Source organism: Sphingomonas hankookensis, assembly GCF_001619955.1.
GTDB lineage: Bacteria > Pseudomonadota > Alphaproteobacteria > Sphingomonadales > Sphingomonadaceae > Sphingomonas > Sphingomonas hankookensis_A.
The window spans coordinates 316407-338740 of sequence record NZ_LQQO01000034.1 but is presented as its reverse complement, the minus strand read 5'-3'; the positions used below and the strand labels follow the sequence as shown (position 1 = coordinate 338740).

General features: G+C 66.7%; 23 protein-coding genes. 15 read left to right on the top strand and 8 right to left on the bottom strand.

From position 1 onward, the window contains the following. Positions 1 to 7: 7 nt before the first annotated feature. Positions 8 to 427: a DUF1810 domain-containing protein gene (locus AVT10_RS13550; protein ID WP_066692425.1), complete on the top strand. Its 420-nt coding sequence runs from the start codon at positions 8 to 10 to the stop codon at positions 425 to 427. On the opposite strand, the gene AVT10_RS13545 is transcribed toward AVT10_RS13550, so the two are convergent. Together AVT10_RS13545 and AVT10_RS13540 are read right to left on the bottom strand one after the other, a co-directional pair. After that, on the bottom strand, positions 410 to 826 hold the full coding sequence (locus AVT10_RS13545; RefSeq protein WP_066692422.1) for a DUF6508 domain-containing protein: 417 nt from the start codon (positions 824 to 826) through the stop codon (positions 410 to 412). The genes AVT10_RS13550 and AVT10_RS13545 overlap by 18 nt on opposite strands. A 7-nt stretch (positions 827 to 833) precedes the next feature. Then, positions 834 to 2000: a PQQ-dependent sugar dehydrogenase gene (locus AVT10_RS13540; RefSeq protein WP_198158590.1), complete on the bottom strand. Its 1167-nt coding sequence runs from the start codon at positions 1998 to 2000 to the stop codon at positions 834 to 836. A gap of 187 nt (positions 2001 to 2187) precedes the next feature. Here AVT10_RS13540 and rimP point away from each other — a divergent pair, with 187 nt between their 5' ends. The 10 genes from rimP (at position 2188) to pnp (ending at position 13428) form a co-directional block, all read left to right on the top strand. Then, complete coding sequence (gene rimP, locus AVT10_RS13535; RefSeq protein ID WP_066692415.1) at positions 2188 to 2748, top strand: ribosome maturation protein RimP; 561 nt, start codon at positions 2188 to 2190, stop codon at positions 2746 to 2748. A 1-nt stretch (position 2749) separates the two neighbouring features. Continuing rightward, positions 2750 to 4372, top strand: coding sequence for a transcription termination factor NusA (gene nusA, locus AVT10_RS13530; protein WP_066692412.1), 1623 nt, complete (start codon positions 2750 to 2752; stop codon positions 4370 to 4372). Next, entirely contained in the window at positions 4353 to 5108 is a 756-nt protein-coding gene (locus tag AVT10_RS13525; protein WP_066692408.1) for a DUF448 domain-containing protein, read from the top strand. Before nusA ends, AVT10_RS13525 begins: the two co-directional genes overlap by 20 nt. Before the next feature lie 4 nt (positions 5109 to 5112). Further along, positions 5113 to 7974, top strand: coding sequence for a translation initiation factor IF-2 (gene infB, locus AVT10_RS13520; RefSeq protein WP_066692406.1), 2862 nt, complete (start codon positions 5113 to 5115; stop codon positions 7972 to 7974). Between the two features lie 68 nt (positions 7975 to 8042). Next, positions 8043 to 8576, top strand: coding sequence for a hypothetical protein (locus tag AVT10_RS13515; protein WP_066692404.1), 534 nt, complete (start codon positions 8043 to 8045; stop codon positions 8574 to 8576). A 3-nt stretch (positions 8577 to 8579) separates the two neighbouring features. Beyond that, the gene (gene rbfA / locus AVT10_RS13510; RefSeq protein WP_066692401.1) at positions 8580 to 8987 is read left to right on the top strand and encodes a 30S ribosome-binding factor RbfA; all 408 of its coding nucleotides are present in this window, start codon (positions 8580 to 8582) and stop codon (positions 8985 to 8987) included. Beyond that, complete coding sequence (locus AVT10_RS13505; RefSeq protein WP_066692399.1) at positions 8988 to 9563, top strand: thymidine kinase; 576 nt, start codon at positions 8988 to 8990, stop codon at positions 9561 to 9563. After that, a complete protein-coding gene (truB, locus tag AVT10_RS13500) occupies positions 9563 to 10570 on the top strand; it encodes a tRNA pseudouridine(55) synthase TruB (RefSeq protein WP_066692397.1) in 1008 nt (335 codons plus the stop codon). Before AVT10_RS13505 ends, truB begins: the two co-directional genes overlap by 1 nt. A gap of 12 nt (positions 10571 to 10582) precedes the next feature. After that, positions 10583 to 10852, top strand: a complete 270-nt coding sequence (gene rpsO / locus AVT10_RS13495) for a 30S ribosomal protein S15 (protein ID WP_056455357.1) — start codon at positions 10583 to 10585, stop codon at positions 10850 to 10852. Between the two features lie 251 nt (positions 10853 to 11103). Beyond that, positions 11104 to 13428, top strand: a complete 2325-nt coding sequence (gene pnp, locus AVT10_RS13490; RefSeq protein WP_066692395.1) for a polyribonucleotide nucleotidyltransferase — start codon at positions 11104 to 11106, stop codon at positions 13426 to 13428. 391 nt (positions 13429 to 13819) lie between these two features. On the opposite strand, the gene AVT10_RS13485 is transcribed toward pnp, so the two are convergent. Further along, positions 13820 to 14572, bottom strand: coding sequence for a molybdopterin-dependent oxidoreductase (locus AVT10_RS13485; RefSeq protein ID WP_066692392.1), 753 nt, complete (start codon positions 14570 to 14572; stop codon positions 13820 to 13822). Then, complete coding sequence (locus tag AVT10_RS13480; protein ID WP_066692389.1) at positions 14569 to 15261, bottom strand: cytochrome b/b6 domain-containing protein; 693 nt, start codon at positions 15259 to 15261, stop codon at positions 14569 to 14571. The genes AVT10_RS13485 and AVT10_RS13480 overlap by 4 nt, the downstream gene beginning before the upstream one ends. A 78-nt stretch (positions 15262 to 15339) precedes the next feature. Between AVT10_RS13480 and AVT10_RS13475 the strand changes: the two genes are divergently transcribed. Next, the gene (locus AVT10_RS13475; protein ID WP_066692386.1) at positions 15340 to 15945 is read left to right on the top strand and encodes a flavin reductase family protein; all 606 of its coding nucleotides are present in this window, start codon (positions 15340 to 15342) and stop codon (positions 15943 to 15945) included. 66 nt (positions 15946 to 16011) lie between these two features. Here AVT10_RS13475 and AVT10_RS13470 read toward each other — a convergent pair whose 3' ends face one another. Then, the gene (locus tag AVT10_RS13470; protein ID WP_066692383.1) at positions 16012 to 16770 is read right to left on the bottom strand and encodes a TSUP family transporter; all 759 of its coding nucleotides are present in this window, start codon (positions 16768 to 16770) and stop codon (positions 16012 to 16014) included. A 137-nt stretch (positions 16771 to 16907) separates the two neighbouring features. Between AVT10_RS13470 and AVT10_RS13465 the strand changes: the two genes are divergently transcribed. Then, entirely contained in the window at positions 16908 to 17471 is a 564-nt protein-coding gene (locus AVT10_RS13465) for a hypothetical protein (RefSeq protein WP_126012466.1), read from the top strand. Positions 17472 to 17525: 54 nt separating this feature from the next. Here the strand turns inward: AVT10_RS13465 and rlmN are convergent, their stop codons facing one another. The 3 genes from rlmN to AVT10_RS13450 all read right to left on the bottom strand — a co-directional run bounded on the left by rlmN (position 17526) and on the right by AVT10_RS13450 (position 20005). After that, positions 17526 to 18722 (bottom strand): 23S rRNA (adenine(2503)-C(2))-methyltransferase RlmN, encoded by a 1197-nt coding sequence (rlmN, locus tag AVT10_RS13460; protein ID WP_066692806.1) that lies wholly within the window; start codon positions 18720 to 18722, stop codon positions 17526 to 17528. A 177-nt stretch (positions 18723 to 18899) separates the two neighbouring features. Next, positions 18900 to 19343, bottom strand: a complete 444-nt coding sequence (locus tag AVT10_RS13455; protein WP_066692378.1) for a hypothetical protein — start codon at positions 19341 to 19343, stop codon at positions 18900 to 18902. After that, the gene (locus tag AVT10_RS13450; RefSeq protein ID WP_066692376.1) at positions 19340 to 20005 is read right to left on the bottom strand and encodes a histidine phosphatase family protein; all 666 of its coding nucleotides are present in this window, start codon (positions 20003 to 20005) and stop codon (positions 19340 to 19342) included. Before AVT10_RS13450 ends, AVT10_RS13455 begins: the two co-directional genes overlap by 4 nt. Before the next feature lie 134 nt (positions 20006 to 20139). Here AVT10_RS13450 and AVT10_RS13445 point away from each other — a divergent pair, with 134 nt between their 5' ends. Next, positions 20140 to 20796, top strand: a complete 657-nt coding sequence (locus AVT10_RS13445) for an outer membrane protein (protein ID WP_066692371.1) — start codon at positions 20140 to 20142, stop codon at positions 20794 to 20796. Positions 20797 to 21096: 300 nt separating this feature from the next. After that, entirely contained in the window at positions 21097 to 22209 is a 1113-nt protein-coding gene (gene dnaN / locus AVT10_RS13440) for a DNA polymerase III subunit beta (protein ID WP_066692368.1), read from the top strand. Positions 22210 to 22334: the final 125 nt, after the last annotated feature.

The following is a 22334-nucleotide window of genomic DNA, read 5'->3' as shown; positions in this document are numbered from 1 at the left end:
GGAACCGATGACCGGATCGCTCGACCGCTTCGTCATCGCGCAACAGCGCGACCATGCCACCGCGCTCGCCGAACTGCGCGCCGGGGCCAAGCGCAGCCACTGGATGTGGTACATCTTTCCGCAGCTGCGCGGGCTGGGGCAGAGCGCGATGGCTGAGACCTATGGCATCGCCGATCTCGCCGAGGCGCGGGCGTATCTGGCCCATCCGGTGCTCGGCGCGCGGCTGGTCGAATCGGCCGAGGCGCTGCTGGCACATCGCGGCAAGGATATCGTCGCCATCCTCGGCAGCATCGACGCGATGAAGCTGCGCTCGTCGATGACCCTGTTCGAGCGTGCGACGGCGAATACCGAACCGCGCTTCGCCGCAGTCCTCGACGCTTTTTACGCAGGCGCGCGCGACCCGGTGACGCTACGCCTGCTCGGCTAACACCGCCATACGCCGGGCGATGGCGGGCAGGGTTCCGTCCGCAAAGGCGGCAGCGAGCAACCCCTCGCTGAACCGATCGCCCCGGATGAGCATCGTCAGCATCCTTGCCAGCAGGTCGGTATCGGCCATGGCGACCCGTGCCGGATCGTCTCGCAGCGACCGATAGGCTTCGCTGCCCGCAAAGGTCGACCAATCGATATCCGGTCGTACCCAATGCGCGGCATAGGCCGCCTGGACGAAGGCCCCGGCCTCTGCCGACAGCTGGAAATAGGGCATCTCCACCACCCCATCGGTCGATCCGCCGCCGCCCCACGATCCGAAGGCGAACCCCGGATCGGCGAACACCGCTGCGAACGGCGCGAGCGGCACGGGGTCGGGCGGCGGCAGGCGATCGACCATGGCGGCGTCAGCTGCGCGGAGTCAGCTTCAGCAGCTTGGCATTGCTCCCGTCCTGCAACACCCAGATCGCGCCATCCGGCCCTTCCTCCACCTCGCGGATGCGGGCGTTCATCGGCCACTGGTCGCCCTTGGCGGCATTGGTGCCGTTGACATCGACCCGGACCAGCGCCTCGCTCGACAGGCCGCCGATGAACAGGTCGCCGGCATATTGCGGGAACAGCTTGCCCGAATAGACGATCAGCCCGCCCGGCGAGATCACCGGGTTCCACGCGACCTTGGGCGCCTCCAGATCGGGGCGGGTCGAATGGCGCGGGATCGGCCGGCCGTCATAATGGTCCCCCTCCGACACCAAAGGATAGCCATAATTGCGGCCGGGCAGGATCAGATTGACCTCGTCGCCGCCCTTCGGCCCCATTTCCTGCTCCCACAAATTGCCCTGCGCGTCGAACGCGATGCCCAGCAGGTTGCGGTGGCCGTACGACCAGACGGCGGGATGGAAGCCCTTGGCTGTCAGTCCCGGATCGCCCGCGGGCTTTCCGTCGAGCGTCAGGCGCAGCACCTTGCCCAGGGTCGCCTTGGGGTCCTGTGCCGGATCGAATTTCTGCCGTTCGCCATTGGTGAAGAACAGGTGCTGGCCATCGGGGGCAAAGGCGATGCGGCCCGAATAATGGCCGTCGCCGCTGACGAACGGCGTCGCGCGGAACAGTTCGCTGATTCCGGTCACCCGATTGCCGTCGAGCACCCCGCGCGCCAGCACCACGCCCTTGCCGCCGTCACCCGCCACCGAATAGCTCAGATACACCCGCCGGCTGCTGGCGAAGTCGGGGGCGAGGACCACGTCCATCAGCCCGCCTTGCCCCGCCGAATCGACCGGGATCGTCGCGGCGGTCGTCTTCTGGCTGCCATCGGCACTGACCAGCACCAGCGTGCCCCCCTTTTCGGTCACCAGCATCCGTCCGTCGGGCAGGAAGGTCATCGCCCAAGGTGCGTTGAACGTCGCGACCTCGCGAGTCGCGAACGGCACCCCGCCGGTCGGGGTGGTGGCGGTCGGGGAGGGCGTGGGCGTCGGAGTGGCGGTCGGCGCGGGCGACACCGTGCCCGGCGCATCGGCCCCGCCGCCGTTGCACGCGACCAGCAACATCGCGGCGGGGATCAGCGCATGGAATGGCAACATCACGGGAATCCTCTCGAGAGCATCGTTCTTGCCTGCGGCAACGCGCCGCAGGGCGGGGTCGATCCGGCGCCCCTTGCCCGGACATGGTTTTTTACATATATGGACCGTGCTTCCTCGACATCGCCAACGTGCCGAGGCCGGCCCCGACAGGGACCGGCAACGAAGCGGTGCATCTGATGGAGACGGCATGGCGGATATCGCCGAACTGACGCGACTGATCGAACCGGAGGCCAAGGCGCTGGGCTTTGCGCTCGTGCGCGTGAAGATGATGGGCGGCAAGTCGGACCCGACGCTGCAGATCATGGCCGAACGCCCCGACACGCGCCAGCTGACCATCGACGACTGCGCCGAACTGTCGCGCCGCATCTCCGACCTACTCGACGAGAACGACCCGATCGAGGAGGCGTATCGGCTGGAGGTATCGTCGCCCGGCATCGACCGGCCGCTGACGCGCCTTGCCGATTATGACGACTGGAAGGGGTTCGAGGCGCGCGTGACGCTCGACGCCCCGATCGACAATCGCAAGCAGCTGACCGGCATCCTGCTCGGCACCGACGGCGATCAGGTCAGCATCGACGTGCGCAAGCACAAGGCGATGACCGTCCCCTTCGCCGCGATCATCGATGCCAAGCTGCTGATTACCGACGCCTTGCTCAAGGCGACCGCGCCGCTCTCTGCCGAGGGTGCCGACGAATTCGAAGACGAACCTGCCGACGACGAACCGGCTGACGCAGAAGGACTGAACTGACATGGCCACCGCCGTCACCGCCAACCGGGCGGAACTGATCGCGATCGCGAATTCGGTCGCATCGGAAAAGATGATCGACAAGGCCATCGTGATCGAGGCGATGGAGGACGCGATCCAGCGCGCCGCCAAGACGCGCTACGGGTCGGAAAACGACATCCGTGCGAAGCTCGATCCGCAGACCGGCGACCTTCGCCTGTGGCGCGTGCTCGAAGTCGTCGAACTGGTCGACGATCACTTCAAGCAGATCGGCGAGAAGGACGCGCAGCGGCTTCAGAAGGGCGCGACCGTCGGCGACTATATCGTCGATCCGCTGCCCCCGATCGAATTCGGTCGCATCCAGGCGCAGGCATCGAAGCAGGTCATCCTGCAGAAGGTCCGCGACGCCGAGCGCGAGCGCCAGTTCGAAGAATTCAAGGACCGTCAGGGTGAGATCATCACCGGCGTCGTCAAGCGGGTCGAATTCGGTCACGTCGTCGTCGATCTCGGCCGCGCCGAAGGCGTCATCCGCCGCGACCAGCAGATCCCGCGCGAAGCCGTCCGCGTCGGCGACCGCGTCCGTTCGCTGATCCTGAACGTCCGCCGCGAAAACCGCGGTCCGCAGATCTTCCTCAGCCGCGCGCATCCCGACTTCATGAAGAAGCTGTTCGCGCAGGAAGTGCCCGAAATCTACGACGGCATCATCGAGATCAAGGCCGCCGCCCGCGATCCGGGGTCGCGTGCCAAGATCGGCGTCATTTCGCATGACGGCTCGATCGATCCGGTCGGCGCCTGCGTCGGCATGAAGGGCAGCCGCGTGCAGGCGGTCGTGCAGGAAATGCAGGGCGAAAAGATCGACATCATCCCGTGGTCGCCCGACACCGCGACCTTCGTCGTCAACGCGCTGCAGCCGGCGAACGTCGCGCGCGTGGTGCTGGACGAGGAAGAGGACCGCATCGAAGTCGTCGTTCCCGATGATCAGTTGTCGCTCGCCATCGGTCGTCGCGGCCAGAATGTCCGCCTCGCCAGCCAGCTGACCGGCAAGGCGATCGACATCCTGACCGAAGCCGATGCGTCGGAAAAGCGGCAGAAGGAATTCATCGAACGCTCGGGCATGTTCGAGAAGGAGCTCGACGTCGACGAGACGCTGGCGCAGCTGCTGGTCGCCGAAGGCTTCGGCGAACTCGAAGAAGTTGCCTATGTCGAGATCGAGGAACTGGCGAGCATCGAAGGCTTCGACGAAGACCTTGCGCAGGAGCTGCAGAGCCGTGCGCAGGAAGCGATCGAACGCCGCGAACAGGCCGCTCGCGAAGAGCGGACCGCTTTGGGCGTCGAGGATGCACTGGCCGAACTGCCGTACCTGACCGAAGCGATGCTGGTCACGCTCGGCAAGGCCGGCATCAAGACGCTCGACGATCTCGCCGACCTCGCGACCGACGAACTGGTCGAAAAGAAGAAGGCCGAACCGCGCCGTCGCGGCGACGATGCCCCGAAGCGCGAAGCGCCCAAGGGCGGCATCCTCGCCGAATATGGCCTGAGCGACGAGCAGGGTAACGAGATCATCATGGCCGCCCGCGCCCATTGGTTCGCCGATGAAGACGCGGCGACCGAAGAATCGGAGGACGCAGTTGCGGAATCCGACCAATGACACCGCGCGGCTAACCGACAGCCCCGAGCGCAGCTGCATCCTGTCGCGTGAGCATGGCTCGCGCGACGGGCTTGTGCGGCTCGCCCTGTCGCCCGATGGCGACGTGCTGCCCGATGTGCGTGCCAAGGCCCCCGGCCGTGGCGCGTGGATCGGCGTGAGCCGGGCCGAGCTGGAAACGGCGATGGCCAAGGGGAAGCTGAAGGGCGCGTTGGCGCGGGCGTTCAAGGGCGCGGCGCTGACGATTCCGGCCGACCTGCCGCAACTGGTCGAGGATGCGCTTCGGCGGCATGCGCTCGACCGGCTGGGGCTGGAGGCGAAGTCCGGCTTCGTCGTCATCGGCGGCACCGCGATCGATAAGGCGGCGCGTAGCGGCAGGCTGTACGCGCTGTACCATGCGTCCGACGCCGCCCCCGACGGCGCCGGGAAACTGGCACAGGCATGGCGTGTCGGAACCGATGACGAAGGTTCCGGGCGCAAGGGATTGGCATTGCCGGTCCCACGCACCATATTGTCATTGGCGCTTGGGCGCGAAAATGTGGTACATGTCGGCCTGACCGACGCACGGGCGGCACAGCGAGCCAATGACGCGCTGTCCCGCTGGCTGCACTTTATCGGACCCGAACCTATCCCTGCGGCTTGCGAAACACCTTCGCAGGGCGCATCGACGGCGCAATTTTCCGGCATGGACGATGCCGGACACATGGGCGTCGACCAATTGAAGCAGGACTCTGAGTAACCGGATGAGCGACATCGACAACGACAAGCCGAAGCTGGGCACCCGCGCGCCGCTCGGCCTCAAGCGCACCGTGGAGACCGGCAAGGTGAAGCAGAGCTTCAGCCATGGCCGCTCCAATACGGTGGTCGTGGAGGTGAAGCGCCGCCGCGTGCTCGGCCGTCCCGGCGAGGAACAGCAGGGCACCGAACAGCAGGCCGCCCCCGAAGCGGCGGCACCCGCCCCGCAGCGCGCGCCGGCTCCCGCTCCGGCGGCCCCCGCACCGCGCCCGGCGGCCAGCAGCAATGCCGGCCTCTCGCGCCACGAGCTGCAGGCCAAGCTGCTGCGCGAGGCCGAAGAGGCCCGCATGAACGCGGCCGAGGAAAATCGTCGTCGCGACGAACGGATCGCGCGGGAAACCGCCGAGGCCGAACGTGCGCGCGCCGAGGAAAAGGCCCGTGCCGCGTCCGAGCCGAAGCCGGCTCCAGCACCCGAACCGACCCCGGCCGCCGAAGCGCCCGCGACGAAGCCTGTCGAGGCCGCGCCGACGCCTGCGCCCGAACCGACCCCTGCGCCTGCTCCGGTAGAGGCGACGCCGGCTCCGGCACCGGTTGCGGACACGCCGGCTCCTGCGCCGACGCCCGCACCTGCGCCCGCTCCGGTCGAGGCGAAGCCCGCCCCGGCACCGGTGCAGGCGAAGCCCGCGCCACGTCCCGCACCGGCTCCGGCTCCCGCGCCGCAGCCGATCATCCTGACCGCCGACCCCAACCGGCCGGCGCCGCGTCGCTTCACCCCGGTGCAGCGTCCGGAGATCCCCAAGCCGCAGCCCAAGCCCGAACCGGCGCCTGCGCCGACTCCGGCCGCCGCTACGGCACGTCCGGCCGCCGGTGGTCAGACGGCACGTCCGACTCCGTCGGGCACCGGTCAGGCGACTCCGCGTCGCAACGAACCGGCGCGGGGTGCCGCACCGTCGCGTGACCGCAAGGGCGACGATCGCCGCCAGTCGGGCAAGCTGACCGTCACCCGTGCGCTGGGCGACGACGGGGCGCGTTCGCGCAGCCTCGCCGCGCTGAAGCGTGCGCGGGAAAAGGAAAAGCGTGGCTTTGGCGGCCCGCGCGAGCCGCAGGTCAAGCAGGTCCGCGACGTGCAGGTGCCCGAGGCGATCACGGTGCAGGAACTCGCCAACCGCATGGCGGAAAAGGGTGCCGACCTCGTCAAGACGCTGTTCAAGATGGGCATGCCCGTCACGATGACGCAGACGATCGATCAGGACACCGCCGAACTGCTGGTGACCGAATTCGGCCACAACATCGTCCGCGTCAGCGATTCGGACATCGACCTCGCGCTCGACACGACCGAGGATTCGGCCGAAGCGCTGCGTCCGCGTCCGCCGGTCGTCACGATCATGGGTCACGTCGACCACGGCAAGACGTCGCTGCTCGACGCGCTGCGCGGCACCGATGTCGTGCGCGGCGAAGCCGGTGGCATCACCCAGCATATCGGCGCCTATCAGGTGACGATGAAGGACAAGTCGAAGATCACCTTCCTCGACACGCCCGGCCACGAAGCGTTCAGCGAAATGCGCGCGCGCGGTGCCGACGTGACCGACATCGTGATCCTCGCGGTCGCCGCCGATGACGGGCTGATGCCGCAGACGATCGAGGCGATCCATCACACCCGCGCCGCCGGCAAGCCGATGATCGTGGCGATCAACAAGGTCGACAAGCACGAGGCGAACCCGCAGCGCATCCGCGAACGCCTGCTCGAACATGACGTGCAGGTCGAGGAAATGGGTGGTGAGACCCAGGACGTCGAAGTGTCGGCGCTCAAGAAGACCGGTCTGCAGGAGCTGATCGACAAGATCCAGCTTCAGGCCGAACTGCTCGAACTGCAGGCCAACCCCGACCGCGCCGCCGAAGGCAGCGTGATCGAGGCGAAGCTCGACAAGGGCCGTGGTCCGGTCGCGACCGTGCTGGTCCGTCGCGGTACGCTGAAGGTCGGCGACGTGTTCGTCGTCGGCGCGGAAAGCGGCAAGGTCCGCGCGCTGATCGACGACAAGGGTCGTCAGGTGAAGGAAGCCGGCCCGTCGACTCCGGTCGAGGTGCTGGGCCTGTCGGGCGTGCCGATGGCGGGCGATCCGCTGCAGGTCGTCGAGAGCGAAGCACGCGCCCGTGAGGTCGCCGAATATCGTCAGGGCGTGCTGCTCCAGAAGCGCACCACCCAGGCGCCGGCCAGCCTCGAGAGCATGTTCTCCGCGCTCAAGTCGAAGCAGGCGATCGAATATCCGCTGGTGGTCAAGGCCGATACCCAGGGGTCGGTCGAAGCCATTGTCGGCTCGCTCAACAAGATCTCGACCGACGATATCCGGGTGCGCATCCTGCATTCGGGCGTGGGCGGCATCACCGAGAGCGACGTGACGCTGGCAGCGGCTAGCGGCGCGCCGATCATCGGCTTCAACGTGCGTCCCAATGCGAAGGCACGCGAGATTGCCGAGCGGAACAAGGTGGCGTTGAAGTACTACGACGTCATCTACACGCTGACCGACGATATCCGTGCGGGCATGGCCGGTACCCTGGGTCCGGAAGCGTTCGAAACGGTCGTCGGCCGCGCCGAAATCCGCGAGGTCTTCTCGGCGGGCAAGCATGGCAAGGCCGCAGGGCTCCTGGTGGTCGAAGGCATCATCCGCAAGGCGCTCAAGGCGCGCATCACGCGCAACGACGTCATCATCTATCAGGGTGAGATCGCGTCGCTGCGTCGCTTCAAGGACGATGTCCCCGAAGTGCGCGCAGGCCTCGAATGCGGTGTCACGTTCACGCAGAACTTCACCGACATCAAGGCGGGCGACTTCCTTGAAACCTACGAAGTCGAACTGCGCGATCGCACGCTGTGAGTAACGGGCGGCAGGGGGCAACCCTTGCCGCCACGCTTCGCCCTCGGCTCCGTTTCGCGGTTGCATGGGTGATCGGCGGGGCGGCGGCATTGTTCGTCGCCAATGCCCTGTCGGGCACTGCAATGTTGGTTGTCGTGCCGGTGTTGGCCACGTCGTGGCCGGCGCTCATGCTGGAAGGTGCCGTTCAGGCATGGCGCTGGCGATCGGCGGGCATCCCGGCATTGTTGCTGGTGTTCGTTCCCGTCCTTTCCCTGATGTTCGCGGCGTTCGCAGCCAATCATGTCCTCTACTGGTCGCATGTCGCACCGTCGTGGATGATGCTCCGGTCCGACCGTGCCGCCTTTGACGGGGCGTTGGCCGGTGGTCCGATACCGACTGGCATTACCGGCATCTTCCGTGCTCCGCCGCGCACCGCCTTCCGCACCATCATCGGCGTCAATGGCGAATGGGCCGGCATCGTTCACGACCCCACCGACCGCATTGCAGCTGCACGCGGCTGGAACGGCGGACCGGTCGCCGCCGACATTCGAAACATCTTCGGCAACAACACCATCTGGTGCCAGCGACTCGACAGCCACTGGTTCCACTGTCAATTCGGTTAGATCATGTCAGACACCACGCCCGAAACCCGCTCCGTCCGCCTGCTGCGCGTCGGCGAACAGGTCCGCCACATCCTGTCGGACATTCTCGCGCGCGGCGACGTGCATGACGAGGTGCTGGAAAAGCATCTCGTCTCGGTCACCGAAGTCCGCATGTCGCCCGACCTGCGCCACGCGACCGTCTTCGTGAAGCCGTTCCTCGGCAAGGACGAGCAGGTCGTGCTCAAGGCGCTCAGGACCAACACCGCCTATCTCCAGTCGGAGGTCGCACGGCGGGTGAACCTGAAATATGCCGCCAAGCTGAAATTCCTGATCGACGAGAGCTTCGACGAAGGCACCCGTATCGACCAGCTGCTGCGCGATCCCAAGGTCGCCCGCGATCTGGAGCCGGGCGAGGGTGAGGCCGAGGGCTGAGTGGCCAAGCTCTATTTCTATTATGCGTCGATGAACGCCGGCAAATCGACGACGTTGCTGCAGGCCGATTTCAACTATCGCGAGCGCGGGCTGACCACTCTGCTGTTCACCGCCGCGATCGACACGCGCGAGGGCGCGGGAACGATCGGCTCGCGCATCGGCCTGTCCGCCCCCGCGACCCCGTTCGATGCCGACACCGACCTGCTCGAAAGCGTGGCCGCCCAGCACCGCCAGCATGCGGTCGGCTGCGTCCTGGTCGACGAGGCGCAGTTTCTCTCTGCCATTCAGGTCGACCAGCTGGCGCAGGTCGCCGACGATCTCGGCGTGCCGGTCCTCGCCTACGGCCTGCGCACCGATTTCCGCGGCGAGCTGTTCGCCGGCTCGGCACGGCTGCTGGCGATTGCGGACGCGCTGATCGAGCTGAAATCGGTCTGCACCTGCGGACGCAAGGCGACGATGAACCTGCGCGTCGATGCACAGGGCCACGCCGTCCGCGACGGGCAGCAGACCGAGATCGGCGGCAACGACCGCTATGTCGCGCTGTGCCGCCGCCATTTCTGCGACGCGATGCGCTGATGCACGGCTGGATCATCATCGACAAACCGCTGGGGCCGGGATCAACGCAGGTCGTTTCGGCGGTCAAGCGGGCGCTGCGCGAGGGCGGCTATGGCAAGCACAAGGTCGGCCATGGCGGTACGCTCGACCCGCTGGCAAGCGGCGTGCTGCCGGTCGCGATCGGCGAGGCGACGAAGCTTGCCGGGCGGATGCTCGATGCGTCGAAGCGGTACGATTTCACCATCCGCTTCGGCACGCAGACCGATACGCTGGACCTGGAGGGGAAGGTGATCGCCGAATCGGCGGTGCGGCCGACGCTCGCGGCGGTCGAGGCGGTGCTGGCGCGCTTCACCGGACCGATTGAGCAGGTGCCACCGGCCTATTCGGCGCTGAAGATCGATGGCGAGCGTGCCTATGACCTCGCGCGCAAGGGTGAGGAGGTGGTCCTTGCGACTCGCAAGGTGACGGTGTTCTCACTGCAAATCCTCCCCGGCACGGGGAGGGGGACCAGCGAAGCTGGTGAAGGGGGATCGCCTCGCAACGCAACCGCTGTGGATGTCGCCAGCCCCCTTCCACCCCCGACTGCGCCGGCGGTCCCCCTCCCCGTGAGCGGGAAGGAGCTGGAGGAAATCACCCTCTCGGCCTTCGTTTCCAAGGGCACGTACATCCGCTCCCTCGCCCGCGACATCGCCCTCGCACTCGGCACGGTCGGCCATGTCACCATGCTCCGCCGGACCAAGGCCGGGCCGTTTACCCTCCAATCGGCCATTTCGCTGGACAAACTGGCGGAATTGGGTAAGGGCCACGCGCTTGAAGAAACGCTCCTGCCACTGGGGGCGGGGCTGGACGACATCCCGGCTCTGTCCCTCGACCCCGATCAGGCAGGGCGGCTCCGCAAGGGGCTTCGACTGATCGGGTTTGCAGCGGACGACGGTCTGGGCTTCGCGACACTGGACGATGTGCCGGTGGCGCTGGTCGAGACCGAAGGCGGGGAAACCCGTGTCGTCCGCGGCTTCAACCTCGAATAGAAAGGACGTTCGATGTCGATCACTGCTGAAAACCGTCAGGCCCTCATCAAGGAACATGCCCGCGCCGAAGGCGACACCGGCAGCCCCGAAGTGCAGGTTGCGATCCTGACCACCCGCATCCAGAACCTGACCGAACACTTCAAGACCCATGCGAAGGACAATCATTCGCGTCGCGGTCTGCTGATGCTGGTCAACAAGCGGCGTTCGCTGCTCGACTATCTGAAGAAGAAGGACGCGGAGCGCTACAGCGCGCTGATCGCGAAGCTCGGCCTTCGGAAGTGACGGGAAGGGCGGCCCAAAAGGCCGCCCTTTTTGTCATCCCGGCGGAGGCCGGGATCCAGGAAAACCGATGCGCGGCAGCGCATTCCACGCTAACCACACCAACTGGACCCCGGCCTTCGCCGGGGTACGAAAACCGATAAGACCGCGCTACAATTCGGTAGCGCCGTCCGAGCCGAACCGGCTCACTCCGCAGGCATTGATCTGCAAGCTGCCCCGGCGTGCATAGGGCCGCCGGACGCGAAGGAAACGCAATGTTCGATATCAAGAAAAGCACCATGGACCTGGGCGGCAAGACGCTGACCCTCGAAACGGGCCGTGTCGCCCGCCAGGCCGACGGCGCGGTCATCGCGACGCTCGGCGAAACCGTGGTGCTGTGCGCGGTTACCGCCGCACGCTCGGTCAAGGAAGGCCAAGACTTCTTCCCGCTGACCGTCCACTATCAGGAGAAGTATTCGGCTGCGGGCCGCATCCCCGGCGGCTTCTTCAAGCGCGAACGCGGTGCCACCGAAAAGGAAACGCTGGTCAGCCGCCTGATCGACCGTCCGATCCGCCCGCTGTTCCCCGAAGGCTTCTACAACGAAATCAACGTCATCGCCCAGGTGCTGAGCTATGACGGCGAGAACGAGCCGGACATCGTCGCGATGATCGCCGCGTCCGCCGCGCTGACCATTTCGGGCGTGCCGTTCATGGGCCCGATCGGCGCGGCGCGCGTCGGCTATCAGAATGGCGAATATATCCTGAACCCGACGCTGGATCAGGTGAAGGAAGGCGATCTCGACCTGGTCGTCGCCGCCACCGGCGACGCGGTGATGATGGTCGAATCCGAAGCCAAGGAGCTGTCGGAAGAGGTCATGCTGGACGCCGTCGTGTTCGCGCACGAAGCGTCGAAGAAGATCGTCGACTGCATCATCGACCTCGCCGAACAGGCCGCCAAGGACCCGTGGGAACTGGCGCCGGTCGCCGACCAGTCGGCCGCCAAGAAGAAGCTGAAGTCGCTGATCGGCAAGGACCTGACTGCCGCCTACAAGCTGACCGACAAGCAGGCCCGCCAGAACGCGATCAACGAGGCGCGGACCAAGGCGCGCGACGCCTTCGCCGACCTCAAGGAAAGCGATCCGGCCCAGTATCTCGGCACCTTGAAGCTCGTGAAGAAGCTGGAAGCCGAGATCGTCCGCACCGCCATCCTAAAGGACGGCCGCCGCATCGACGGTCGCGATACGAAGACGGTCCGCCCGATCGAGGCGATGGTCCACTTCCTGCCGCGTGCGCACGGCTCGGCGCTGTTCACCCGTGGCGAGACGCAGGCGATCTGCACCACGACCTTGGGCACCAAGGACGCCGAGCAGATGATCGACGGGCTGAACGGCCTGCACTACGAACGCTTCATGCTGCACTACAACTTCCCGCCTTATTCGGTCGGTGAAGTCGGTCGTTTCGGTGCGCCGGGCCGCCGCGAAGTCGGCCATGGCAAGCTGGCGTGGCGCGCGCTGAACCCGGTCCTGCCGTCGAAGGACGAGTTCCCCTACACCATCCGCGTCCTGTCGGACATCACCGAGTCGAACGGCTCGTCGTCGATGGCAACGGTGTGCGGCGGTTCGCTGTCGATGATGGACGCGGGCGTGCCGCTGAAGCGTCCGGTGTCGGGCATCGCCATGGGCCTGATCCTCGAAGGCAAGGATTACGCGGTCATCAGCGACATCCTGGGCGACGAGGATCACCTCGGCGACATGGATTTCAAGGTGGCGGGCACCAGCGAGGGGATCACCTCGCTGCAGATGGACATCAAGATCGCCGGCATCACCGAAGAGATCATGAAGGTCGCGCTGGCCCAGGCCAATGAAGGCCGCGCCCACATCCTCGGCGAAATGGCCAAGGCGCTGGGCGAGACCCGCACCGAGCTGTCGGCGCACGCGCCGCGCATCGAAACCTTCACCATCGACAAGTCGAAAATTCGCGAAGTCATCGGCACCGGCGGCAAGGTGATCCGCGAGATCGTCGCCACCACGGGTGCCAAGGTCGACATCGACGACGAGGGCGTCATCAAGGTGTCGTCGTCCGATCCGGCGCAGATCGAAGCCGCCGTCAACTGGATCAAGGGCCTGGTCGAAGAGGCCGAGGTCGGCAAGATCTACAACGGCAAGGTCGTCAACCTTGTCGATTTCGGCGCCTTCGTGAACTTCATGGGCGGCAAGGACGGCCTCGTCCACGTCTCCGAAATCCGCAACGAGCGGGTCGAGAAGGTCGCCGACGTCCTGTCCGAAGGGCAGGAAGTGAAGGTCAAGGTCCTCGAAGTCGATCCGCGCGGCAAGGTGCGCCTGTCGATGCGCGTCGTCGATCAGGAAACCGGTGCCGAGCTGGAAGACACCCGCCCGGCGCGCGAACCGCGTGAGCGTTCGGACCGTGGCCCGCGTGGCGACCGTGGTCCGCGGGACGGCGGCGACCGTGGCGATCGTGGCCCCCGTCGTGACGGCGGCGACCGAGGCCCGCGCCGCGACCGTGGCGACCGTCCGCGTCGTGAGGAATCGAAGGAAGACGGCGGCAACGCCGGCCTGCCGTCGTTCATCACCGACAACTGATCGGCCTACGCTTCGGCGTACAGGGAAGGGGGCTCGCGGCGACGCGGGCCCCTTTTTCGTACGCGCTCCGTAGGCGTATCCCCGCGCAGGCGGGGGTCCAGAGCGACACACCGCCCCCCAGCCCAAACGTCACCTCAGCGCAGGCTGGGGTCTCTCTCGAATGGAGAAGAAGATCGGTTTCACGCGAAGGCGCGAAGACGCGGAGAAGAAGGAAGTATTTCGCGCAGAGACGCGGAGGCGCAGAGGGGGCCCGCACCGGGAAACGCCGGCGGGATCAGGAGACCGGCTCGCTCGCTTTAACATGCAATAAGGCGGCTGGCGCGGTATGCCGTCACCCCGAGTGCGACCCCTCCGCGTCTCCGCGCCTTCGCGTGAACCAGCCTTCTTCTACCTAAATCCCCGCATACCAATCATAACCCGCGACATCCTCCCAGAAGCCGCCTTTGCCCCCGGCGATCCCACCCAGCGACGCGACCGCCTCGATCCGCTGCACATACTTTGCGTGCTTATACCCCAGCTGTCGTTCAACCCTGAGCCTCAGCGGCGCGCCGTTCGGCACCCCCAGCAGCCGGTCGTTCAACGCCCACGCCAGGATCGTCTGCGGGTGGAAGGCATCGACCAGATCGATCGATTCGTAATAGGGTCGCCCGCCGATCGCATCGGCGCAGTGGAACACCAGATAGCGAGCATCGGGCCGCAACCCCGCCAGATCGAGCAGCCGCGACAGCCTTGGGCCGGTCCATTTGCCGATGGCGCTCCAGCCTTCGACGCAATCGTGTCGGGTAATTTGTTGCCGCGACGGCATCGACCGGATCTGGTCGAGTCGCAACGACAGCGGCCGGGCGACCAGCCCGTCGATCGTCACGCGCCAGTCGGCGAAGCGGTTCGCGGCGTGCGCGTTATAGTCGGGCGTATTGGGGTTGTTGGTGCCGTTGGCGCGAAAGATCGGCGAGCGTTGATCGGGCCGATATTCGACCGCCAGCGCGTCGCGCGCGGTGATCGCGCGCTGCAGGCCGCGATGGACATCCTCCGCTCCGCCCAGCACGCTTTGCGCCGTCGGCAGCTGTGCCACCCGGTCGCACGCCGCGACCAGTCCGCCGGCCCCGACCACCAGCGCCGAACGGCGGGAGATCAGCCGGCTCATTCGGGCATCCGCCAGCGCCCGGTGATCATCGATCGCACCTCGTTGAACGCGCCGGCAAGGATCACCAGCACCAGATGGACGATGACGAACAGCGTGATGCCGCTGGCCGCGAGGAAATGGATCGACCGTGACGACTGCCGCCCGCCCAGCAGCTCCAGCACCCACGGAAATGCCGCGTTCAGCCCCGGCGACATGGCGATGCCGGTCAGGATCACCAGCGGCAGCAGGCCGAAGATCACCAGCACATAGCTCAGCTTCTGCAACACATTGTAATCGCCCGGCGCCTCCGGATCGTGGAAGCGGAAGGCGAGATGCGCGCGGATATCGGCCAGCAGGTGCCGCCGCGACAATTCACCCCGCCTGAGCGCCAGATCGCGCTGGAAATGGCGGTTGCTCAGGCTGGCGATCATATAGGCCAGCAGCCCGAAGCCGAGCACCAGCGCAAAGGTCAGGTGCCAGTTGCGGGCGAGCGCGAGGTTGTAGGTCTGCGGGATCGTCACCCACCCCGGAAACCGGTCGAACGTCAGCCATGCCCGGTCGAAATTCGCGCCATAGCGCCCCCAATAGAGCCGGGGATGCGCGTTCAGGATCATCAGCCCGCTGCCGATCAGGATGATCACCGCGACCGCATTGACCCAGTGCCACAACCGGGTGGCGAGCGCATGGCGGTGGATCGTTCGCGTCGTCATGCCGGCATCCTATGCCGCGAGCGGGGCACGGCGAAAGGGCGTTGCACCCTGCGTCCGGATCGTGCGTTGGGAACCGCCATGACCGACTTTCACTCCTATGCCCCGGCGGAGGGCCATCGCCTGCCGCATGATCCGTTCAACGCGATCGTCGCCCCGCGGCCGATCGGCTGGATCGCGACGTGTTCGAGGCAAGGGAAACGCAATCTCGCCCCCTACAGTTTCTTCAACGCATTCAACTATCGCCCGCCGATCATCGGCTTCGCCTCGACCGGGGCCAAGGACACGCTGGCCAATGCCCGCGATATGCAAGAGTTCGTGTGGAACCTCGCGACCCGGCACCAAGCAGAGGCGATGAACGCCACCTCGGCGATGACCGAAGCGGACGAGTTCGCGCTCGCCGGCCTCGACACGCTGCCCTCGATCGTCGTCGCGCCACCACGCGTCGCGGGATCGCCGGTCCAGTTCGAATGCCGCACGACGCAGATCGTCCGCCTGACCAACAGCCATGGCGGCGACATCGATACCTGGCTGGTGCTGGGCGAGGTGGTGCAGGTCCATATCGACCCGGCGCTGCTGGAGGACGGCATCTATCGCACCGAACGTGCGCGCCCGATCCTGCGCGGCGGCGGGGCGGGGGACTATTTCGAGCTTGGCGACCGCTTCGACATGCGGCGGCCGGGCTGAATCCTCCCGGGCACGGGCAGAGGGATCGCGCGCAGCATGGTGGAGGGGCGGTACGCAGGCCGGCTGCTATCCGTACGCGCGCACGAAGAACACGACCGTCACGCTGAACGTCACCAGCAAGGTCCACGCGCGAATCTGGCCGGGCGTCAGCCGCGCGCCGACCTTCGCGCCCAGCCACCCGCCGAGGATGCCGCCGAGGATCATCGGCACGCACGCCGCCCACACCACCATGCCGGTCGCGACGAACACGATCGCCGCCGCGCTGTTGGCGGTGGCGAGCATCAGCGTGCGCGGCGCGGCCATCGACTTCACGCTCTGCCCGGCGAGCAGGCCATAGGTCGCGCTGACCATCATGCCGACGCCACCGCCGAAATAGCCGCCGTAAATCCCGAGCAACACCTGCGCCACGACCAGCGTCGTCGGCCCGATCGCGACGCGGTCGTGCAACCAGTCCGCCGCCCGCCGCCCGAACGCGATGGCGAGGAAGGCGAGGAGGAGCAGCCACGGCACGATCACGTCGAACAACGTGCTGGGCGTCCACACCAGCAACAGGCTGCCGAGCAGGCCGGAGACGAAGGTGATGGTCGCCAACACCCGGATCGGTATCCCGCCCAGCGGCCCCAGCCCCCGGCGATAGGCCCAGGCGCTGGCGATCGCACCCGGCTGCAACGCGACGTTGGAGGTCGCGTTGGCGACCGATCCGGGCAACCCCAACGCGATCAGCGCGGGCATCGTCGCGAACGTCCCGCCCCCGGCCAGCGCGTTCATCGCACCGCCGAGCACGCCGGCGCCAGCGGCAAGGGCAAGGGAAGTCGCATCGAGCATGGTCGCGCTAGATACTATCGCCGCGGCGCTGTCGAGGGGGCGGTGGCCGTGGCCGGACCGATGCAGTAGAGCGATTTGGTGGATGCCTTGCCGTATTTGCCGGAGAACGGCGTCACCACCCGCAGGACAGGCGGCGCATGTCGTCACCAAGCAAGGCCGTTTGTCCGTCCGCTGATGGTTCGACGGATATCATCGCCGAGCGAGGTCGCTTGATGCAGCGCCGGTGGCCGTTTCATCAGGTGCCTCTCAAAGCCCGCATCATCGGGCTTGGGATCATGATCGGCCCGCTGTTCGTCCTGTTCCTGATCGGAATGATCTTTCTACGGCCGGACCCGATCGATCAAAGGCAGGTTTGGGGATGCTATGTCGCCAACGGCGCCCCTCCGCTCATGGTCGATCGGGATCGTATCCGTATCCTGGATGGCACCGGGCGTAGCCTGCGATACGTCGCGGAACCGGCAAAGCAAGGCTATCGACTGACCGTGCGCCCAGCCCTTCTACCGCAACCTTCCCCGGCCGGCACCTATGTCTTCGCACAACAGCGGGGCGGTGGCTATTTCTGGCCGTTGCTGACGGGTGATTCCGATGATCCCCGACGCCTGCATACTCCGGCCGACTATGGTGGCCGGTTCAGCCTTTACGCGTCGGATAGCAGGTTCATCGTGTACGTCCGCTTGCGCGATGGAGCAGCGTGCGGCTGAGGGGAGGATGCCGGTGACCCGCGCCGCGACGGGCGGTCACCGACAACCCGGCTTTCACGCCGCTTCCGCCGCCTCACGGTCGCGCTCCGCCCGGCTCTTCTTTTCCGCCGCCGTCTTCAACTGGCCGCAGGCCGCGCCGATATCCTGCCCGCGCGTGCGGCGGACGGGGGCGGAGATGCCGCCTTCGAACACGATGTCGCTGAACGCGCGGATGCGGTCGGGCGTCGAGCATTCATAGGGCGCGCCCGGCCACGGGTTGAACGGGATCAGATTGACCTTGGCCGGCAGCTGGTATTTGCGCAGCAGCCGCACCAGTTCGCGCGCATCGTCGTCGCTGTCGTTCTTGTCCTTCAGCATCACATATTCGAAGGTGATGCGCCGGGCATTGTTGGCGCCGGGATAGTCGGCGCACGCCTGCAACAGCTCGTCGATGCCGTATTTGCGGTTAAGCGGGACGATCTCGTCGCGGACTTCCTTGGTCACCGCGTGCAGCGAGACGGCAAGGTTCACGCCGATCTCCTCGCCCGCGCGCGCCATCATCGGCACCACGCCCGACGTGCTGAGCGTGATCCGCCGCTTCGACAGGGCAAGCCCGTCGCCGTCCATCACGACGCCCAGCGCGTCGCGCACCGAATCGAAGTTATACAGCGGCTCGCCCATGCCCATCATCACGATGTTGGTCAGCATCCGCCCCTCGGGCTGGCTCGGCCATTCGCCCAGCGAATCGCGCGCGAGCATCACCTGTCCGACAATTTCGCCCGCGGTCAGGTTGCGGACGAGGCGCATCGTGCCGGTGTGGCAGAAGGTGCAGTTGAGCGTGCAGCCGACCTGGCTGGACACGCACAACGTCCCGCGATCGGCATCGGGGATGAACACCATCTCGTAATCCTGCCCGTCGGGCGAGGTCAGCAGCCATTTGCGCGTGCCGTCGGTCGACACATGCGCTTCCTTCACGTCCGGCCGGCCGATGACGAAATGCTTGTCCAGCACCGGATGCTGCGCCTTGGCGATGTCGGTCATCGCCGCGAATTCGGTCGCGCCGCGATTGTAGATCCAGTGCCACAGCTGCTTGGCGCGCAGCTTCGCCTGACGCGCATCGAAGCCGGCCGCCTCCAGCGCGGCGCGAATCTCTGCCTTGGACAGCCCGACCAGGTCGGTGCGGCCATCGGGACGCGGCGCAAGGCCGCGCGGCACGGGCACGGGATCGACATGGCCGGGAATCGGCATGGGCGGCGTCGAGACTGTCAGCATGCACGCGATATAGCCGATTTGGGGTGGGATTTCCACTGGTGGGTAAGACCCGCTCCGCCACCCGTCATCCCCGCGCAGGCGGGGATCCATATACGCAGCGGTAGCGGCTTTAGCGCGAACGTCGGCGGCAATGGATTCCCGCCTTCGCGGGAATGACGAACCGGGGCGGCAGTCAGCCTACAAACACGCCAGCGCCGCCGCATCGATCGCGGTTGCCGCGCCCGACAGCGCATAGACATCGACGAATGCCGCCCCATTCGCGGCCACGCTCTCGATGCTCATCGAACGCCCGCCGCGCATTGCTGCGACGATCGCGCGGTCGGTGGCGACATCGGGGCTCCACGCATCGATCCGTCCGGCGGTCAGGTCGAATCGCCGCTCACCGATCGCCAGCACGACGCCCGCCCGTGCCGCCTTGGGCCGGCTGAGCCGCACGTGCAGCTGCCCGCGCACCCTCGCGCCCGGCCACGTCGCGACGCTGGCGAACGGCGCGCCGACCTTCCCCTGCACCGGGCGGCTGATCGCATAGCAGCGCGTCGGCCCCTCATCGCGAAACGCCCCCCAGCGCTGGTGAATGCCGATCGCCTGCGGTGCCGCGACCGCCAGCAGCAGCGCGATCAAGCAGGCGCGGCGAGCGAGGCCCGCCCCCGGCCGATATGCGGCACGCTCTCGCGCCCGCCCTCGATCAGCGCGATCGACCCTTGCGACAGGTCGTCGGCGACCGGTGCGGCGAAGCGCGGGTCGATCGGCGCGCCGGTCAGCACCCCGCGCAGCACCCGGCTGGACATGCCGTGCATGATGACCAGCCGGTCGCCGGGATCCTCCGCCGTATCCGCCGCCCAGCTCGCCACCCGCGCGGCGATTGCGTCATACCATTCGCCGCCGGGGGCGGGGCGGCGGTACAGCCGCGCCTCGACATCGAGGAAATCGGCATCCGCCCCGGTCAGCTCGCGATAATAGCGGCCCGACCATTCGCCCATGCCGATCTCGACCAGCCGGTCGTCGCGCCGCGCCGCGTGCCAGTCGAGTTCCAGATGTTCGGCGATGATCGCCAGCGTCTGGAGCGCCCGTCCCGCGCTCGACGCCCATAAGGTGATCGCGGGCCTGACCCCCAGCATCTCGCGCAGCGCGGCGCCCATCGCATCGGCCTGCGCGAAACCGGCGCGGGTCAACGGGGTGTGGGGGTGATCGCCCTGCATCCGCTGCGCGATGTTATAGACGGTCTCGCCATGCCGGGCGATGAAGTCGCGACCTTTTCGAGCGGGCGGGGATTGGGTTGCCATGGTCCTGCTTTCAAGCCGGTGTTGCGCAATTGCAACGGATTTTGCTGTTTAGGTGAGGTTCATGCAACGCCCGGCCAAAACGTCCATTGAACCCCCGCGCCCTGACCATGGGCGGTGATAATGGAGTTTAGACGATGCGTACCCTCATTCTTGGTCTTGCCGCTGCCGGCACGATGCTGGCGACCCCTGCCTTCGCGCAGGACGTGAACCCCGCCTTCACCGGTTTCCGCGTCGGGGCGCTGGCCGGTTATGACGGTATCCGCCCGGGCAGCACCGAGGATAGCGATCTCGACGGCGATAACCAGACCGTGAACGGCATGGTGTACGGCGTGGACGCCGGCTACGACTTCGCGCTCAGCAACTTCCTGATTGGTGTCGAGGGCGAATATACCGGGTCGACCGGAAAGGTCGAAACCGCGCGCACCGACCCGAACTTCTTCGGCTTCGGCAGCGTGAAGACCGGCCGCGACCTCTATGTCGGCGCCCGCGCCGGCCTGATGGCGGGTCCGCAGACCCTGGTCTATGCCAAGGGCGGCTACACCAACGCCCGGCTGAACGTCGTCGCCAGCGACGGCAGCGTCGACACGCGCGAGAATTTCGAACTGAACGGCTATCGCCTGGGCGCCGGCGTGGAACAGTCGCTGGGCAACCGTGCCTATGCCAAGCTCGAATATCGCTATTCGAACTACAACAATGCCGACTTCCAGGCCCGCAACGGCAGCGTGACGTCGCAGTTCGACATCGACACCGACCGCCACCAGGTCGTCGCCGGCGTCGGCATCCGGTTCTGATGCTTGGCGGGAACGCGCCTAAGGGCGCGTTCCCGCAGGCGGTGCCGGCCCGCTCCCCCACCCGGCCACCCACGACAGCATCCTGAATGGGTGGCCGGGTGGGGGAGCGGGCCGGCACCGCAAGTCGCGCGAGAGAGCGATCAAACGCACCTGTTTACTTCTCAGTAACCAAGTTGCGCGAGGAGGGTCGGAGCAGTTTGCTCCGGCCCTTCTTTGCGCTAGACACACTGCTCGGTTTTCTATGGGGTCGGCACCGAATCCGCCGGCCCAAGTGCGAGCGCATCCGCGCGGGGGAACATCATGAAGGCGACGATCGAACGCGCGACCCTGTTGAAGGGCCTCAGCCACGTCCAGTCGGTGGTCGAGCGGCGCAATACCATCCCGATCCTGTCGAACGTCCTGATCGAGGCGGGCGAATCGAGCATCCGCCTGATGGCGACCGACCTCGACCTGCAGATCGACGAAACCATCGCCGCGGCGATCGACCAGCCCGGCGCGATCACCGTGTCGGCCCACACCCTGTTCGACATCGCGCGCAAGCTGCCCGACGGCGCGCAGGTCCAGCTGACCGCCGCCGAAGGGCGGCTGACCATCGTCGCCGGGCGCGCGCGCTTCAACCTGTCGACGCTGCCGCGCGACGATTTCCCGGTCATTGCCGAGGGCGAACTGCCGACCCAATTCGAACTGCCCGCGACCACGCTGAAGGCGATCATCGACAAGACCCGCTTCGCGATCTCGACCGAGGAGACGCGCTATTATCTCAACGGCATCTTCCTGCACGTCGCCGACGACAACGGAAAGCCGGTGCTGAAGGCCGCCGCGACCGACGGCCACCGCCTCGCGCGCATGACCGTCGAACGGCCCGAGGGCGCCGACAAGATGCCCGACGTCATCGTGCCGCGCAAATGCGTCGCCGAACTGCGCAAGCTGCTGGACGAAGTCGATGGCTCGGTCGGCGTGTCGCTGTCGGGCAGCAAGATCCGCTTCGACCTGGGACAGGCGATCCTGACCAGCAAGCTGATCGACGGCACCTTCCCGGATTATTCGCGCGTCATCCCGACCGCCAATGACAAGCTGCTGAAGCTCGACCCGAAGAGCTTCATGGCAGGTGTCGATCGCGTGTCGACCATCGCCACCGAAAAGACCCGCGCGGTCAAGATGGCGCTCGACCGCGACAAGATCACCCTGTCGGTCACCAGCCCCGAAAACGGCGCGGCGGCGGAGGAAGTGCCCGGCGAATATACCGCGCTGCCCTTCGAAATCGGCTTCAACAGCCGCTATCTGCTCGACATTCTGGGGCAGATCGACAGCGACCTGTGCGAGGTGCACCTGTCGGACGCCGCCGCGCCGACGCTGATCCGCGAAAGCGACGCCTCGCCCGCGCTCTATGTGCTGATGCCGATGCGCGTCTGACGCAGCGGGGCTACGGACAAATACGTCATCCCGGCCTGCGCCGGGATGACGCTTGTTGGAGAGCGTTCATAGCGCAGTCGGCCCGATGATGCGGACTCCGCTTTACTCCCCGTATCCGTCCGCTA

Coding starts and splice junctions, on each gene's coding strand:
- AVT10_RS13550 (WP_066692425.1), top strand. CDS start 8: ATGACCGGATCGCTCGACCGCTTCGTCATCGCGCAACAGCGCGACCAT.
- AVT10_RS13545 (WP_066692422.1), bottom strand. CDS start 826: ATGGTCGATCGCCTGCCGCCGCCCGACCCCGTGCCGCTCGCGCCGTTC.
- AVT10_RS13540 (WP_198158590.1), bottom strand. CDS start 2,000: ATGTTGCCATTCCATGCGCTGATCCCCGCCGCGATGTTGCTGGTCGCG.
- rimP (WP_066692415.1), top strand. CDS start 2,188: ATGGCGGATATCGCCGAACTGACGCGACTGATCGAACCGGAGGCCAAG.
- nusA (WP_066692412.1), top strand. CDS start 2,750: ATGGCCACCGCCGTCACCGCCAACCGGGCGGAACTGATCGCGATCGCG.
- infB (WP_066692406.1), top strand. CDS start 5,113: ATGAGCGACATCGACAACGACAAGCCGAAGCTGGGCACCCGCGCGCCG.
- rbfA (WP_066692401.1), top strand. CDS start 8,580: ATGTCAGACACCACGCCCGAAACCCGCTCCGTCCGCCTGCTGCGCGTC.
- truB (WP_066692397.1), top strand. CDS start 9,563: ATGCACGGCTGGATCATCATCGACAAACCGCTGGGGCCGGGATCAACG.
- rpsO (WP_056455357.1), top strand. CDS start 10,583: ATGTCGATCACTGCTGAAAACCGTCAGGCCCTCATCAAGGAACATGCC.
- pnp (WP_066692395.1), top strand. CDS start 11,104: ATGTTCGATATCAAGAAAAGCACCATGGACCTGGGCGGCAAGACGCTG.
- AVT10_RS13485 (WP_066692392.1), bottom strand. CDS start 14,572: ATGAGCCGGCTGATCTCCCGCCGTTCGGCGCTGGTGGTCGGGGCCGGC.
- AVT10_RS13480 (WP_066692389.1), bottom strand. CDS start 15,261: ATGACGACGCGAACGATCCACCGCCATGCGCTCGCCACCCGGTTGTGG.
- AVT10_RS13475 (WP_066692386.1), top strand. CDS start 15,340: ATGACCGACTTTCACTCCTATGCCCCGGCGGAGGGCCATCGCCTGCCG.
- AVT10_RS13470 (WP_066692383.1), bottom strand. CDS start 16,770: ATGCTCGATGCGACTTCCCTTGCCCTTGCCGCTGGCGCCGGCGTGCTC.
- AVT10_RS13465 (WP_126012466.1), top strand. CDS start 16,908: ATGTCGTCACCAAGCAAGGCCGTTTGTCCGTCCGCTGATGGTTCGACG.
- rlmN (WP_066692806.1), bottom strand. CDS start 18,722: ATGCTGACAGTCTCGACGCCGCCCATGCCGATTCCCGGCCATGTCGAT.
- AVT10_RS13450 (WP_066692376.1), bottom strand. CDS start 20,005: ATGGCAACCCAATCCCCGCCCGCTCGAAAAGGTCGCGACTTCATCGCC.
- AVT10_RS13445 (WP_066692371.1), top strand. CDS start 20,140: ATGCGTACCCTCATTCTTGGTCTTGCCGCTGCCGGCACGATGCTGGCG.
- dnaN (WP_066692368.1), top strand. CDS start 21,097: ATGAAGGCGACGATCGAACGCGCGACCCTGTTGAAGGGCCTCAGCCAC.